This is a genomic window from Catellatospora aurea (assembly GCF_042663325.1).
In the GTDB taxonomy this organism is placed as follows: domain Bacteria; phylum Actinomycetota; class Actinomycetes; order Mycobacteriales; family Micromonosporaceae; genus Catellatospora; species Catellatospora aurea.
This window is the reverse complement of record NZ_JBHTAC010000004.1, coordinates 184,316-199,468: the sequence shown is the minus strand read 5'-3', so window position 1 is coordinate 199,468 and position 15,153 is coordinate 184,316. Positions and strand designations below refer to the sequence as shown.

Genomic DNA, 15,153 nt, shown 5'->3' with positions numbered 1-15,153 from the left:
CCATGCGTTGTAGAAGGTGCCCTTCCCAACAACGGGTGGTGGGGCGGGAAGGTCAGGGCTTGTCGGCGGGCACGTCGCGGAGGAACAGGATGCCGTCGCTGTCGGCGACGTGGGCCGGGTCGCGCGGGAAGTAGCCGCGGTCGTCGGTGTTGTCGGACCGCCGCACCGGCTCCAGCTCCGCGGCGTGCAGCGCGGCGGCCAGGCGGCGGCCGTCGAGCAGGTAGCGGTCGTCCGGAAGGGCCGCCAGGACGCCTTCCAAGGTTTCGGCCGCCGGCGCACCCAGGCCGCGATGGGGTATCGCGCCGACGGCCGTGGCCACGAAGGCGTAGCGCTCGCCGAGGTCGGCGGCGGCGATGGCCCCGGCGGTCCACCAGGTCAGCGTCTGGTCGAGGTAGTCGGCCTGCCAGTGGCCCTCCTCGCGCTGCAGGTGCGCGTTGTGCGCGAACACCAGCGTCGGCCCCCGGTCGGCCTCCCGCGCCTCGATCGCGAGCAGGTTCTCGGCCATCATCGTGTCGCGCGTGATCATGAGCCGGGCGTACCGCGCCGGGGAGGCGGCTGCCATGACCGCGTGATACCGCAGCAGGCCCGCAGCCGCGCTCGCGTGCAGCCGCGCCCGCCACCGGTCCGCCTCCGGTGCGGCGGCGAGCAGCCGCGGCGCCTGCGCCGACAGCAGCGCCCGCAGGTCGTCGGCGAGCAGCCGGAGCCGCACCGCCTCCGGCGACGAGCCGACCGACCGCGCCGGGTCCATCGCCGCCGCCTCGTCGGTCCACCGGTCGTCCGCACCGGCGAGCTCGTCGATCAGGGCGGCGTCGTCCGGGAGCTGCCCCGGGTCGCCCCAGGCCGCCAGGTGGTCGCGGACCTCGATGAGGGACTGACGCGGGCTCGCGGCGTACATCATCTCCGTCGGGGCGTCGAAGCCGTAGAAGCGCAGCCGGTCCGCTTCCGGGCGGCCCAGGTTGTACTCGCGCATCCAGGCGACCAGTTCCCGGTTGCCCGCGAACGCGCCCCAGCCGTGGCTGACGCCGCGGGCCGTCACGTCGTCGAGCGAGCCGGGGCCACCCGCGACGTACGCGTCCACGAGAAGCCCGCCCAGGCAGTCGCTCTCCAGCGCGACCGACCGGTAGCCCTCGTGCTCCACGAGGTGGCGCAGCAGCCGGTTGCGCAGCCGGAGGAACAGGTCCTCGCCGTGCAGGGGTTCGCCGAGGCCGAGCAGCCGCGGCCGCACCGGCAGCGTGTCGAGCAGCCGGGTCACGGCAGGCCCGGCGTCGTCGGTGAACGCCCAGCAGGCGTCGGACAGGGCGGAGTGGATGGTCATCAGGCGTGATCCTCTCGTCGGGTCGACACCTTTTACCGTATCGTTGAACCGATGGTGTAAACTTTGCCGCCGTAATGCGCTTGGCCAGGCTTCAAACCCTCAAACGATGGATCAACCCATGAGCGAAGCGCGCCTACGGCCCGTCGACCTCGCCCGGGGACAGGGGCTGTCCACCCAGGCGATCCGCAACTACGAGGAGGCGGGCATCCTCCCGCCCGCCGAACGCACCCCGTCCGGCTACCGCGTCTACACCGGACTGCACGTGCACGCGCTGCGGGCGTTCGCGGCCCTGGCCCCGGCACACGGCCACCAGACCGCGACGGCGATCATGCGGGCGGTCAACGAGGACGCCGTCGAGGACGCGCTCGCCGTCATCGACGACAGCCACCTGCAACTGCGTACGGACCGGCGCACCCTCACCGCCGTCGAGCAGGCGCTACGCGACCTGGCCGGCGCCGAGCCGGCGGTGACCCGGTCGGCGGGCACGTTCGTCGGGCCGCTCGCCCGGCAGCTCGGCGTCAAACCCGCGACGCTGCGCAAATGGGAACGTGCGGGGGTGGTCCGCCCGTCGCGTGACCCGGCGACGGGCTACCGCGTCTACACCCCGGCCGACGTACGCGACGCCCGACTGGCACACCAGCTCCGGCGCGGCGGCTACCTGCTGGAACACATCGCACCCGTGCTGGATCAGGTGCGGGCGGCCGGCGGCGTCGCACCGCTGGAGGCGATGCTGGCGGACTGGCGCGACCGGCTCGCCTGGCGCGGCCGCGCGATGCTGTCCGGCGCCGCCGCCCTGGACGCCTACCTGCACGAACGCACCGCGTCCCGCCTGGCACCCGACGTCAGGCGGGCATGAGGATCAGCCACGCGAAGCCGAGCACGCCGCGGTAGCCGCCGAGGTACTCCTCGCGCCGCCGGTCGGCGAAGGCGCGGGCCTGCGGCGTGCCGACCTGCTCGATCCCGGCCCGCCAGTCGGACTCGAAGTCGTCCCACTCGGCGAGCGTCGACTCGGCGACGTGCAGCGGCCGGAATCCGGCGGTCGTGGCCAGCCGGGCGAGCCCGGCCAGATCGGGCAGGTCACCGAACGCCTCGCGGATCTGGTCGGTGGGTGCGGTGCGGTAGAAGCCCTCGCCGAACAGCAGCCGCCCACCGGCTCTGGTGAGCCGCTGCAACGCGGCGAGCGCCGGGGCGGTCCCATCCCAGATGTGGCTCCCGCCGACGTTGACGACGACGTCGGCGGGCCGCGTCCAGGTGGTCGCGTCGGCGGTGTGGAAGGTGACCTGGTCGAGGTCAGGGGCCGCGGCGCGGGCACGCTCGGCGATCGCGGGGTCGTACTCCACCCCGTCGCCCGCGACGCCGTGCGTGCGGCACAGCCGCCGGAGCAGTTCGCCGCTGCCGCAGCCCAGATCCAGCACGCGCCGGTCGGCATCCGCCGGGGCCAGCCGCCGGACGAGGTCTGCCACCCGCTCCTCGCTCAGCGGCGCGTTGTAGACGAGGTTGGCGGCGGCCGCGGCGAACAGCGGCTTGAGGTCCTGATCAGTCACGCGCCCACCGTATCGGCCCCCTCACCCGGCAAGCGGGCGAAGGCCGCCTTCGCGGACTTTTCCGCACCGTCAGGCTGCCCGTCATCGCATCGATGATACTGACTTGATGCGGCTCGCGCGTCAGCGATTCACGTCGGCGGCGGGCAGCGGTGCGACGATCGCGCCCTCGCCCGGCACTCCGGTCTGTCTGATCAGGAACTGCGCGGAGCCGCGTGCCCGTTCGCGGAAGTGCCGGAACGTCATCGGCACGCCGCGGGCGACGGACAGGTCGGCGTTGTCCATGACCTGCAGATGTACGTGCGGCTGGGTCGAGTTGCCGGAGTTGCCGCAGTCGGCGAGCCGCTCACCCGCGGCGACCGAGGTGCCGGTGGAAACGCGCAGGGAACCCGCACGCAGGTGCACGAGCGCCACGAACATGCCGCTGTCCCGCAACTCGATGACCACGTGGTTGCCGGCGATCGCCGTCGCCCCCCGCCGCAGCCGTCCGGCCTGGCCCAGCATGTACGGCACCAGGGCCAGCTGCGAACGCCGCCCGGCGTGATCGGGTTCGCCGTCGTGGGCCGCGACGACGACACCGTCGGTGGGGGCCAGGATCGGGCGGCCGAAGCCGAAGTAGCGGTCGGGTGGTTCGGTGGCCAGCAAAGTACGCCAGTCGCGGTGGCCCGCACTGCGACCGCGCTCGTCCACCCCGACGAAGTCGATCGCGTACCGCGAGCCCAGCAGGTCCGTGCCGTGGCTGGGCACCCGCCGTGCCGGGCTGTTCCTGGCCAGCCACAGCCCGGTGAACGGCAGCGCGAGCACGACCTCCCGCCCCGCCTGCCCCGCTCGGGGCGCCCCGTCAGCCACGCCCGCCAGCCTAGGCGCCGCGCGCCAGCCCGTCCGGCAGGTGCCGGGCTCGGGCAAGGCCCCGGCTCTCCGGTGCCCGTGGGCGAAGACGCACTGCTACCGTGCCCTGCGTGCTGAGCGAGGAACTGACGCGGACCGCCGCCGACAACGTGCGCCGGGCCGTGGCCCGGGGCGCTTTCCCATGTGCGGCGATCGTCGACGACACCGTGGAATACCTGGACGGCAAGGCGGAACCTGGTGAGCTGCGGGCGCTGGCCTGGGAGCTGGTCGGACCGGCGTTCGCCGCACACCTCGACGCGCAGCAGAACTGGCCCGCGCGCACCGACAGCGACCGGCTCACCGATGCGTTCCGAGCGCTCGACGCGGCCGGGATCGTGGCGCGGGAGGACTTCACCTGCTGCCAGAACTGCGGCGCGACCGAGATCGGCGACCAGGTGCACGACACCATGCCGGCCCGCGGTTACGTCTTCTATCACCAGCAGGACGCCGAGCGCTGCGCCGAGGGCGGCGGGCTGTATCTGGCGTACGGACTGATCGGCCAGCCCGCCACCGCGGAGATCGGCGAGGAGGTCGTCGCCGCGCTGCGCGCCGAAGGCCTTCAGGTCGACTGGAGCGGCTCACCCGGCCAGCGCATCCACGTACGCGTGGATTGGGCGCGCCGCCGTCATGGCCGGATGGCCGCGTGCGCCCCGTACGACCCGGCCGAGCCGGAGCTCTCGGTGCAGTCCGCCAAGGGCCGGAGGCTCGCCATCGCCGCGCGGATGACGGCCACGGCGCTGGCCGCGCTGGAACTGCCCTGGCTGCCCAAGGGCGTGACGGTGCGGATCGAGGGCGGTGCCGCGCCTGTCGAGCTGCGCCGCGAGGGCTCACGCCTGTTCAGCGACGACGGCCGCAGCGCGGGCCGCTTCGACGGGCTGCGGCTGCTGAACGGCGGCGACGACCCGCGGGCGGCGGACGAGCCGGGGCTGCTCGAGGTGACGTACGAGAGCCAGCCGAACAGCGGGAGCGCGTTCCCCAGTGCGCCCATGATGCTGCCCGAGGCGCTGGACGTGCTGCGCCGCCTGCCGACCCGGACGAACTCCTGGCTGTGCGCGGCGAGCGCTTCGGACGTCGCGGTGCAGATGCGCTGGGAGCACTGCGGGCTGTGGCTGGAGACCCCGCATCCGGAGGACGCCACGTCGACCGGCAAATACGCGACCCTGGACGAGGCCGTACGCATGCTTACCGTTCTCGCCACCGAAGACCGGTCCGCGATGGCCGAACTCGAAGGCGCGACCCGCCGGCCCTGGTGAAGCAACGACGGCGTGCCCACCCACCCCCGTGGCGGGCGGACACGTCGCAGCGCTGCTCAAGCGCTCGGCAGGTTGGGAAGGGCACCTTCTACATCGCGGAGCGATGTGAAGGTGCCCTTCCTTTCAGGTGGTGGGGATTGTCCAGCCGTCGGCGAAGGTGGTGCCGGTGACGGGGCGGGCGGAGATGACGCAGCGCTGTTCGTCGGGCCAGAACCAGCCGGCCGAGCGGGCCAGCGCCTGCCAGCCGTCGAGTTCGGCGTCCAGGGCGGTGCCGTAGACGGCCAGGCCGAGCCGTCGCCAGACCTCGTAGTAGGCGATCCAGTGCGCCTCCTGCTGGCCGTACCAGCAGACGGGGCTCGGGCCGCCCAGCAGTCGCTTGCCGGGCAGGTAGATGCCGTGGGCGAGTGAGGTGTAGAGGGCTTCGCGCACGTGGCGGCGCACGATGTCGACGAACGGGACGCCGTACGCCAGTGCCGCCTCGGCCGTCTGGTTCGGCCACGGTTGACCCTTGTCCCGCTTGGGTGGTTTGGGGTCGAACAGCGGCGGAGCGATCCTGTCGTCCATGGCCCCGCGCAGCCGGGACAGGGAGGCGGCCAGGTCGCTGGCCAGTGGGGCGCGTCGGCCCGGCGGCGGATCGGTGGCCCACAGGTAGAGGTCCTCCAGCGTCGGCAGGTGCCGGACCAGCGGTTGAGCCTCGTGGGGAGAGCGGACCCAGACGAACTCGGGCCGGGGGCGGCCGACTCGGCGATACAGCTCGGTGAGGGCCTGTTCGGCGGCGGCCTGTTCGGTCGGTCCACTGGCCGTGCCGTGGCCGCGCCATTCGTCGCGGACGGCGACTGCCTGCTGCCAGGAGGCGGCACGTTCGTGCCGCGGGGCGGTCATACCGCGAGGGCGCGCACGCCCTTTCGTACACAGGAGATCATGGCGCTGATGATCTCACTCCGGGACCGGTGTCGCAACAGGATATGAGCGGCGGGCCGCCGGGCAAACCGACGACCCGCCGTTTCCTGCGTTACGGCATGGTCCACTTCTGGTTGGCCGCGCCCGCGATGCACTGCCACAGGTGCACGACGGTGCTGTCGGCGGAGTTGTTGCCCGACACGTCCAGGCACTTGCCCGACTGCGGGTTGCGCAGGGTCTGGTCGGAGGACTGGTAGGTCCAGTTCTGCGCGCCGGAGCCGTTGCAGGTCCACAGCTGGATCTTCGTGCCGTTGGCGCTGCCGCCGCCGGAGATGTCCAGGCACTTGCCCAGCGCGCGCAGGGTCTGCCCGTTCTGGGTCCAGGTCTGCGCCGTGGAGCCGTTGCAGGTGTAGATCTGGATCTGCGTGCCGTCGGCGGTGCCGCTGCTGCGCACGTCGAGGCACTTGCCGGCCAGGCCCTTGATCGGCCCGGTGCCCGGCGTGGCGGTCTTCACGAAGGTGAAGTCGTCGACGTCGAACAGGCCGGTCCCGGTCCCGGTGAAGGTCAGGTACACGTTCTGGTTGCCCGAGGGCACCCCGGTCAGCGTGGTCTGCACGTTGGCGAACGTGGACCAGCCGCCCGTGTTGGGCACCGCGACCGTGCCGAGGATCGGCCCGGTGGTGGACCCGGTGCGCACCTGGATGCCGCCGCCCGCGCCGCCGGACACGACGCGTGCCCGGAAGGTGATCGCACCGCCGACGTTCACGTTGTTGTACGCCGCCCAGTCGCCCGGCTCGATGTAGCCCAGCGTCTGGCCGTTGTTCGCGCCCGCCTTGGTGAACGCCTGCACGCCGCTCTGGCTGCTGAACGACTCGGCCTGCACGGTCACGTCACCGGTCGGCGGGGTGCCCAGCTCCTTGATGCGGATGTTGCGGAACTGGGCGGTGTCGGCCGCGCCGTGGTTCTGGATGCCGATGTGGCCGGCCAGGTCACGGGCGGCGTTGGTGTTGGTGAAGTCGTTGATCAGCACGCCGTTGAGGTAGATCCGCAGGCGCTGGCCCTCGACGAGCAGTTCGTAGGTGTTCCACTCGCCGGCGGCGTTGAGCGCCGCGTCGCGGGCGGCGATGTTGGCCGACTGGAACGTGTACACCGCGCCGGTGGTGCGGTCGGCCGCGTCGGTGGCGTCGATCTGGATCTCGTAGCCGTTGTCGACCGCCGACCACGGGTCGGTCGACGGCGGGAAGCCGATGAACACGCCCGAGTTCGAGTCGCCGGTGAGCTTCCAGTCCAGCTTCAGCGAGTACGAGGTGTACTGCTTGGCGCTGTACCAGTACAGGCCCATGCCGCCGACCGTGGTCAGCGTGGCGTCGGAGTTGGTGAGGCTGCCCGGACCGGCCTGCGACCAGCCCGTGGTCGAGCCGTTGAAGATCGGCGTGTAGCCGGTCTCGGGGCGGCAGTCGGCCTTGCTGCGGCCGGCCGCGTAGCGGATGCCGCCGAGCAGGTGGTTGCGGAAGTTCGCCTCGCTGTAGGAGGCCTGGGTGTGGCCGCCGCCGGTGTAGAAGGAGCGGCCGCCGTCGTACGCCTTGCACCAGACGTGCGGGTGGTCGGCGCCCATGCCGCCGCCGCTGTACGAGGACTCGTCCAGGGTGGCCAGCACCTTCGCGGTGGAGCGGGCGTTGGTCTGGTAGTTGTACCACTCGTCGGTGCGGGTCCAGGTCTGCGGCAGGTGCGCCGTCGCGGCGTGACCGCGGTCCTCGACCTTGACGTTGGCCTGCTGGATCGCCGGGTGCGAGGCGAACCACGCGCCGACCAGGTTGCCGTACCAGGGCCAGGAGTACTCGGTGTCGGCGGCGGCGTGCACGCCGACGTAGCCCTTGCCGGAGCGGATGTAGTTCTCGAACGCGGTCTGCTGGGTCGCGTCGAGCACGTCACCGGTGGTGTTGAGGAAGACCACGGCCTCGTACTGGGCCAGGTTGCTCGCGTTGAACTGGGCCGCGTCCTCGGTGGCGGTGACGGTGAAGTTGTTGGCCGAGCCCAGGTCCCGGATGGCCTGGGTGCCCACGGCGATGGAGTCGTGCCGGAAGCCGGCGGTCTTGGAGAAGACCAGCACGTCGTACGGGGCGTCGGCGGCCGCCGCCGGGCAGGCGGTCATGGCCACCACGGTCAGCGCGGCGGCTGCCGCACCGAGCACGGGTCGAAGGATTCGCACGATGTTGCTCCTTTCTCGGACGGGAGCGGTCCGGGCGGAACGGGGCTGCCCCGCCCGGACCGGGTCGATCAGGGCAGGGTCCACTTCTGGTTCGCCGCGTTGGTGCCGCAGGTCCACAGGTGGACGATGGTGCTGTCGGCGGAGTTGTTGCCCGACACGTCGAGGCACTTGCCCGACTGCGGGTTGCGCAGCGTCTGGTCGGAGGCCTGGTAGGTCCAGTTCTGCGCGCCGGAGCCGTTGCAGGTGTACAGCTGGATCTTGGTGCCGTCGGCGGTGCCGCCGCCGGCGATGTCCAGGCACTTGCCGAATGCCCGCAGGGTCTGGCCGTTACGCGTCCAGGTCTGCGAGCCGGTGCCGTTGCAGGTGTAGATCTGGATCTGGGTGCCGTCGGCCGTCGCGCCGCTGCGCACGTCCAGGCACTTGCCCGCCAGCCCCGTGATCGGGCCGACGCCCGCCGCGGTGGTGAAGGTGAACGAGTCCAGGTCGTACAGCGCCCCGGTGCCGCCGCTGAAGGTCAGGTACAGCGGGGTGGTGCTGTTCGGAGCGCCGGTGATGGTCCCGCTGACCGTCGTGAACGTCTCCCAGCCGCCGGTCACCGGGACGGTGGCCGAGCCGAGCACGGTGCCGGTGGCCGACCCGGCGCGGATCTGCAGCGTGCCGCCCACGCCGCCCGAGGACACCCGGGCGGTGAAGCCGGTCGCGTTGCTCAGCCGGTACGGCGTGAACGAGATCCAGTCCCCGTTGTGGATGTCACCGACGGTCTTGCCGCCCTCGGCGGTGGTCTTGGTGAACGTGTTGATGCCCGACGAGGTGCCGAAGTGCTCGGCCTGGCGGTGCCGCGGCTGCAGCGTGTGCTGCGTGTGCGTGGTCAGGCCCTGGTTGTCGGTGTACTCCGCGTCGAAGATCGCGAAGATGTTCGCCGCGTCGTCGTGCTCGCCGTCGACCGGGATGGTGATGGTGCCCGAGCAGCCGTTCTTCGAGGTGATCTGGTGGCCGTGCTGGTCGTGGCCGAGAACGTAGGTCAGCTTCACCCGGCTGCAGTCGATCGTGCCGTCACCGGCGTCGGTGACCGTCAGCGAGTAGCTGACCGTGTCGCCGAACGCGAACAGCTGGCCGTTGCCGGGGCTGTTGATGGTCACCGCGGGCGGGGTGTTGCCGACCGTGATGACGACCGAGTCGCTGCCGGTCGCGCCCTGCGGGTCGCGCACCGTCAGGGTCGCGGTGTACGTCCCGTTGGTGCTGTACGTCTTGCTCGGGTTGGCCGCCGTCGAGGTGGTGCCGTCGCCGAACGCCCACGAGTAGGTCAGCGCGCCGCCCTCCGGGTCCGACGAGCCGGCCGACGAGAACGCCACGGTCAGCGGGGCCGCGCCCGCGGTCGGGGTGCCGTTCGCGTTGGCGATCGGGGCCCGGTTGCCGGTGCCGATGTACTCGAAGCGGTACAGCGCCGAGTTCGCGTCGCCGTTGAAGTAGCCGGTGCCGTAGTCGAGCACGTACAGCGCGCCGTCGGGGCCGAACGCCGAGTCCATGACCTGCTTGCCGGTCCACGGGAAGGCGTCGATGGTGCCGCGCGAGCCGTCGGCGTTGACGTGGATCGGCTTGATCCAGCCGCGGCCGAACTCGGTCGCGAAGAACTGCCCGTCCATGTCCTGCGGGAACTTCACCGTCGAGGTCGACGAGGCGTTGTACCGGTAGACCGGGCCGCCCATCGGCGACTCGGAGCCGCCGCCGAACTCGGTCGGGGTGCCGCTGTCCCCGCCGTACTTGATCCAGGCCGGGCGGGCGGCGGGCAGCGTGGACAGGCCCGTGTTGCGGAACGAGTTGTTGGTCGGGCCGCCGGCGCAGTTGTACTTCGGCCCGGTGGACGCGGTCGCGAAGTTCCACTCGTTGTAGGTCTCGGTGCTGGTGTTCGCGCCGGTGCAGTACGGCCAGCCGTAGTTGCCCGCCGAGGTGATCCGGTTGAACTCGACCTGCCCGCTGGGGCCCCGGTTGGCGTTGGTAGTGCCCGCGTCCGGCCCGTAGTCGCCGACGTACACGACGCCGGTGGCCTTGTCGACGCTCATCCGGAACGGGTTGCGGAAGCCCATCGCGTAGATCTCGGCGCGGGTCTGCGCGGTGCCGGGCGCGAACAGGTTGCCCGACGGGATCGAGTACGACCCGTTCGCGTTGACCTTGATGCGCAGGATCTTGCCGCGCAGGTCGTTGGTGTTGCCCGCGGAGCGCTGCGCGTCGTAGGCGGGGTTGCGGTCGGTGCGCTCGTCGAGCGGCGAGTAGCCGTCCGAGGAGAACGGGTTCGAGTCGTCGCCGGTGGAAAGGTACAGGTTGCCCGCCGCGTCGAAGTCGATGTCACCGCCGACGTGGCAGCACAGGCCCCGGTCGGCGGGCACGTCCAGCACGTTGACCTGGCTGGACATGTTCACCGTGAAGTCGGCGTTGAGGGTGAACCGGGCCAGCCGGTTGACGCCCTGCCACTGGGTCCAGCTGGTGCCGGTCGCGGGCGCGTCCCCGCTCGGGGTGGACAGCGGCGGGGCGAAGTAGAGGTAGATGTAGCGGTTCGTGGCGAAGCCCGGGTCGACGCCGACGCCCTGCAGGCCCTCCTCGTCGTGCTGGTACACGGGGATGGTGCCGATCACGGACGTGGTCCCGGCGGCGTTGGTGCGGCGCAGGGTGCCGTTGCGGGCGGTGTGCAGCACGGACAGGTCCGGCAGCACGGCCAGCGACATCGGCTCGCCCATCTCGGCGACGCCGCGGGCCATCTCGATCTGCTGGAACTTGGTCGGGTCGATGGTGTGCGCGGCCGCGGGGGTGGTCGTGGTGGCGACGGCCGTCAGGGCCGACCCGGTCGCCAACAGCGCGGCGGCGACCGCGCGCCATAGTCTGATGTATCTACGTGGATGTCTAGTGGACATAGCCGTCCAACCCTTCCTGACCAGGGGTACGCCAGGCAGGGCGCGCGCCGTCGCGCCTGTTGGCGGGGTGGGTTTGGGGGTAACCGCGCCGCCGGTTACTTCGATGAAACATTGTGGAGCTGTGACGGACACACTAGGGACTTTTCATCGAGGTGTCCATACTTTCGGATGCGTCAACTAAAAGTTACGACACCACGATCGAAAGTGGAGTGACTGTGCAGGTCACGGGCTACCGGTTTCAGCGCCCGGCGACCGCGGGTATCAGACGCCATGAACCGCAACCTGATCCGGGCGCTGCTGTACGCCTGGGAACGGCCCGAGTTCCGCGCCGGCCTGCAGCACCTGATCGACCTCGACCAGGTGACCGCGCTACTGGCCGCACTGTCCACCGAGGACCGCGACCACGAGCAGGAACGCCGCGCCATGGAGCTGCTGCGCTCGGCACTGGACTCCCCCGAGATCCGCCGGGCGGTCCTGCTGCTCGTCGAGTCCGACGACATCCGGCTGCAACTGGCCGCCGCGGTCGCCGAAGGCATGCCCGACCGCCCCGCCCTAGCCGTCGCCATCGCCTCGGCTTTCAACGACCCCCGCGTCCGCACCCAGCTCCACGACGCCCTGCAAACCCCCTCAGGTACGCGACCTGCTGCTCCGCGCGGCAGCGGACGGCGCCGAGGAGCGGCGCTGGTCCCTGGCCCGCCGGCTGATCGTGCTGCTCGCCCGCCACCGCACCGCCCGCCGCCTGGCCTGGTCACTGCACCGCCACGGCTTCCTGCGCGCCCTGCGCGAATGAAAGGAAGGGCACCTTCTACAACGCTCCGCGTTGTAGAAGGTGCCCTTCCTGACACTCACCATGCTCCGCCGCAGGTCAGGCGGCGCTGCCGACCGGCTGGTCGAACTGGGTGCGGTAGAGCTCGGCGTAGCGGCCGTCGCGGGCCAGCAGGTCCGGATGCGTGCCGCGCTCGACCACTCGCCCGGCCTCGATCACCAGGATCTGGTCGGCCTGCCGCACCGTGGACAGCCGGTGCGCGATGACCACCGAGGTGCGCCCGGCCAGAGCCTCGCCCAGCGCCTCCTGCACCGCCGCCTCCGACGTCGAGTCCAGGTGCGCCGTCGCCTCGTCGAGCACCACCACCCGCGGCCTGGCCAGCAGCACCCGGGCGATGGTCAGCCGCTGCCGCTCGCCGCCCGACAGCCGGTAGCCGCGCTCGCCGACCACCGTGTCCAGCCCGTCGGGCAGCGCCTCGACCAGCTCGGCGAGCCGCGCCCGGCGCAGCGCGTCCCACAGCTCCTCGTCGGTGGCCTCCGGCCGGGCCAGCAGCAGGTTGGCCCGCACCGACTCGTGGAACAGGTGGCCGTCCTGGGTGACCATGCCCAGCGTCTGCCGGATCGTCTTGGCGTCCAGGTCGCGGACGTCCACGCCGGCCAGCCGGATCGTGCCGCCGTCGGTGTCGTACAGCCGCGGCAGCAGCTGTGCGATGGTGGACTTGCCCGCCCCGGACGAGCCGACCAGCGCCACGAGCTGGCCCGGCTCGGCGGTGAACGACACGTCGTGCAGCACCTGCGCGCCGCCGCGGGTGTCGAGCACGGCGACCTCCTCCAGCGACGCCAGAGACACCTTGTCCGCCGACGGGTAGCCGAAGTCGACGCCGTCGAACTGCACCGACACCGGGCCGTCAGGGATCGGCCGCGGCTGCTCGGGCTCGGCGATCAGCGGCTTGAGGTCGAGGATCTCGAACACCCGCTCGAAGCTGACCAGGGCGCTCATCACCTCGACCCGGGCGCTGGCCAGCGAGGTCAGCGGGGCGTAGAGGCGGGCCAGCAGCAGCGCCAGCGCCACCACCGCCCCCTCGTCCAGCGTGCCGCGCAGCGCGAACACGCCGCCCAGGCCGTACACCAGGGCCAGCGCGAGCGAGGAGACCAGCATCAGCGCGGTCACGAAGACCCACTGCACCATCGCGGTGCGCACGCCGATGTCGCGCACCCGCCGGGCCCGCGACGCGAACTCGGCCGACTCCCGTTCCGGCTGCCCGAACAGCTTGACCAGCGTCGCGCCGGGGGCGGAGAAACGTTCGGTCATGTTGGTGCTCATGGCCGAGTTGTGCTCGGCCGCCTCGCGCTCCAGCCGGGCCAGCTTGTTGCCCATCCGCCGGGCGGGCAGCACGAACACCGGCAGCAGCACCAGCGCCAGCAGGGTGATCTGCCAGGACAGCTGGATCATGACGACCAGGGTCAGTGCCAGCATGACCAGGTTCGCCACCACCCCGGACAGGGTGTCGCTGAACGCGCGCTGCGCGCCGATGACGTCGTTGTTGAGCCGGCTGACCAGGGCGCCGGTGCGGGTACGCGTGAAGAACGCGACCGGCATCCGCTGCACGTGGTCGAACACGGCGGTGCGCAGGTCGAGGATCAGCCCTTCCCCGATGGTCGCCGACAGCCAGCGGGTGGCCAGGCTCAACCCGGCCTCGGCCAGCGCCAGTCCCGCAATGATCACCGCCAGCCAGACGACCGTGGTCTCCGGCCCGCCGCTGGTGATCGTGTCGATCACCCGGCCGGCCAGGATCGGGGTGGCCACCGCCAGCACCGCGCCGACCACGCTCAGCGCGAGGAAGGCCAGCAGCTGCCGGCGGTGCGGCCGGGCGAAACCGAGGATGCGCCGCAGCGTCGCCAGCGAGAACGGCCGCCGCTCGTCCTGGGCGTTCATGGCGTGGTAGAGGGAGTTCCACGCCGCCATTTCCATGCTCATCGAGTTGCTGCCTTTCATACGACCCAGTTGCGGTGGTCCAGGCGTGCATCGCCACCGTAGAACCTCAAGCGAGGGTCAGCTTCTCGACGTGAAGGGTCGAGCTTGCAGTTCATGACGGCTCGTGGTGATGAGCACGAGGTCACGCCGCGTTCGGCAGGCTGACGGCTGCCCAGTCCTTGGCACCGCGTGCGGCGATGTTGCGGGCTGCGTTGCGGTCGGCGTGCTCAGCGAAGCTGCACGACCGGCAATGGAAGGTGGATTGGTTGGGCCGGTTGGCCCTGGTGATGTGTCCGCAGGCAGAGCATTGCTGCGAGGTGTACGCCGGATTGACGTACGCGACCGCCACTCCTGCTCGTTTGGCCTTGTACGCGATGTGCTGGCCGAGTTGGTGGAACGCCCAAGAGTGAAGCGTGACCCGCCGGGGCCGTCGGAGCCGTACCCGGTCGCGGATGCCGCCCAGGTCTTCCAGGGCGATTCCGCGGCCGGTGCGTTTGGCCTCGGTCACGATTGTCTTGGCGATACGGTGGTTGGTGTCGGCGGCGAATCGGGACTCCTTGCGGCGCCGTCTCTTCAGAAGCCGCTTGGCTGATTTCGTACCGATCCGCTGAAGTTTTGCGCGCAGTCGCTGGTTGCGGTGCCGGACCCGGCTGACAGCTTTGCCGCTATGCTGGAAGTCATCCGAGTCGGCGGCAAGGTTGGCGATGCCGAGGTCAACCCCAAGGAAGCCGTCCGGTTCCGCAGCTGCGACGTCGGGAATTTCGCAAGTGGCATACAGGAACCACATGCCATCCCGGTATACGAGGTCCGACTCACCACGGCGGTGCGTGGCCAGGGTGGCGTATTGGGACTCACTGCAACGGAACGGGACGGGACCGGATCGGCCAGCCACCGTCCAGATCGACACCGTGCGGTTAGCCAGCTGCCAGGACAGGCACCGGTCGTCGTACGGTTGCGCAGCCGCGCGACGGAACCGAATTGGCTTGCCTTCAACCGCCTGACGGCGTCTCGATCCGGGTCGACCGAGGTGGCCAGCCGCGATGTTGGACCTCAATGCGGCATAGGCTCCGGCCACCTTCCGCGCGACGTGGATAGCAGGCTGCGCCGACAGACCCATACCCTTCATCCGACCGTAGGTAAGCCGCTGCAGCGCTTGTTTGCCGAACACCCGCTTCTGATGGGCCAGCAGCGACGCAACATTCGCCGCTTCGTTACACAGGTCAAGCGTCACACGTAAGGCCGCCTGCTGAACAGCGTCTGGAAATAGACGCACCTGCACAACAATCTTCACTTGACGTCCTCACAGCCGCCTGTGGCGCATTCACGCATGGTGGAGAAGGACCCGCGGTCCTCTGCCAGGACAGTTGACGTCACACTCGACTTCTACCGGACGGGTCCGAC

10 protein-coding genes are annotated in these 15,153 nt (G+C 70.9%); 2 read left to right on the top strand and 8 right to left on the bottom strand.

Annotation, left to right across the window (positions count from 1 at the left end; translation table 11 throughout):
• Positions 1 to 52: 52 nt before the first annotated feature.
• On the bottom strand, positions 53 to 1,315 hold the full coding sequence (locus ACFQO7_RS06190; protein WP_376805497.1) for an erythromycin esterase family protein: 1,263 nt from the start codon (positions 1,313 to 1,315) through the stop codon (positions 53 to 55).
• A gap of 118 nt (positions 1,316 to 1,433) precedes the next feature.
• Here ACFQO7_RS06190 and ACFQO7_RS06185 point away from each other — a divergent pair, with 118 nt between their 5' ends.
• Positions 1,434 to 2,171 (top strand): TioE family transcriptional regulator, encoded by a 738-nt coding sequence (locus ACFQO7_RS06185; RefSeq protein WP_376805496.1) that lies wholly within the window; start codon positions 1,434 to 1,436, stop codon positions 2,169 to 2,171.
• Here the strand turns inward: ACFQO7_RS06185 and ACFQO7_RS06180 are convergent.
• Positions 2,158 to 2,859 (bottom strand): class I SAM-dependent methyltransferase, encoded by a 702-nt coding sequence (locus ACFQO7_RS06180; RefSeq protein WP_376805495.1) that lies wholly within the window; start codon positions 2,857 to 2,859, stop codon positions 2,158 to 2,160. The genes ACFQO7_RS06185 and ACFQO7_RS06180 overlap by 14 nt on opposite strands.
• Positions 2,860 to 2,979: 120 nt before the next feature.
• Complete coding sequence (locus ACFQO7_RS06175; RefSeq protein WP_376805494.1) at positions 2,980 to 3,705, bottom strand: M23 family metallopeptidase; 726 nt, start codon at positions 3,703 to 3,705, stop codon at positions 2,980 to 2,982.
• A 110-nt stretch (positions 3,706 to 3,815) separates the two neighbouring features.
• On the opposite strand from ACFQO7_RS06175, the gene ACFQO7_RS06170 reads away from it, so the two are divergent.
• Positions 3,816 to 4,997, top strand: coding sequence for a DUF6891 domain-containing protein (locus ACFQO7_RS06170; RefSeq protein ID WP_376805493.1), 1,182 nt, complete (start codon positions 3,816 to 3,818; stop codon positions 4,995 to 4,997).
• Positions 4,998 to 5,120: 123 nt separating this feature from the next.
• Here ACFQO7_RS06170 and ACFQO7_RS06165 read toward each other — a convergent pair whose 3' ends face one another.
• The 5 genes from ACFQO7_RS06165 to ACFQO7_RS06145 form a co-directional block, all read right to left on the bottom strand.
• Positions 5,121 to 5,879 (bottom strand): hypothetical protein, encoded by a 759-nt coding sequence (locus ACFQO7_RS06165; protein ID WP_376805492.1) that lies wholly within the window; start codon positions 5,877 to 5,879, stop codon positions 5,121 to 5,123.
• A gap of 130 nt (positions 5,880 to 6,009) precedes the next feature.
• Positions 6,010 to 8,049: a ThuA domain-containing protein gene (locus ACFQO7_RS06160; RefSeq protein ID WP_376805560.1), complete on the bottom strand. Its 2,040-nt coding sequence runs from the start codon at positions 8,047 to 8,049 to the stop codon at positions 6,010 to 6,012.
• Between the two features lie 125 nt (positions 8,050 to 8,174).
• Positions 8,175 to 11,012 (bottom strand): PQQ-dependent sugar dehydrogenase, encoded by a 2,838-nt coding sequence (locus ACFQO7_RS06155; protein WP_376805491.1) that lies wholly within the window; start codon positions 11,010 to 11,012, stop codon positions 8,175 to 8,177.
• Between the two features lie 865 nt (positions 11,013 to 11,877).
• Positions 11,878 to 13,755, bottom strand: coding sequence for an ABC transporter ATP-binding protein (locus ACFQO7_RS06150; protein ID WP_376805490.1), 1,878 nt, complete (start codon positions 13,753 to 13,755; stop codon positions 11,878 to 11,880).
• 139 nt (positions 13,756 to 13,894) lie between these two features.
• Positions 13,895 to 15,043, bottom strand: a complete 1,149-nt coding sequence (locus ACFQO7_RS06145) for an RNA-guided endonuclease InsQ/TnpB family protein (protein ID WP_376805489.1) — start codon at positions 15,041 to 15,043, stop codon at positions 13,895 to 13,897.
• Positions 15,044 to 15,153: the final 110 nt, after the last annotated feature.

Coding starts and splice junctions, on each gene's coding strand:
- ACFQO7_RS06155 (WP_376805491.1), bottom strand. CDS start 11,012: ATGTCCACTAGACATCCACGTAGATACATCAGACTATGGCGCGCGGTC.
- ACFQO7_RS06185 (WP_376805496.1), top strand. CDS start 1,434: ATGAGCGAAGCGCGCCTACGGCCCGTCGACCTCGCCCGGGGACAGGGG.
- ACFQO7_RS06165 (WP_376805492.1), bottom strand. CDS start 5,879: ATGACCGCCCCGCGGCACGAACGTGCCGCCTCCTGGCAGCAGGCAGTC.
- ACFQO7_RS06190 (WP_376805497.1), bottom strand. CDS start 1,315: ATGACCATCCACTCCGCCCTGTCCGACGCCTGCTGGGCGTTCACCGAC.
- ACFQO7_RS06160 (WP_376805560.1), bottom strand. CDS start 8,049: ATGACCGCCTGCCCGGCGGCGGCCGCCGACGCCCCGTACGACGTGCTG.
- ACFQO7_RS06150 (WP_376805490.1), bottom strand. CDS start 13,755: ATGAGCATGGAAATGGCGGCGTGGAACTCCCTCTACCACGCCATGAAC.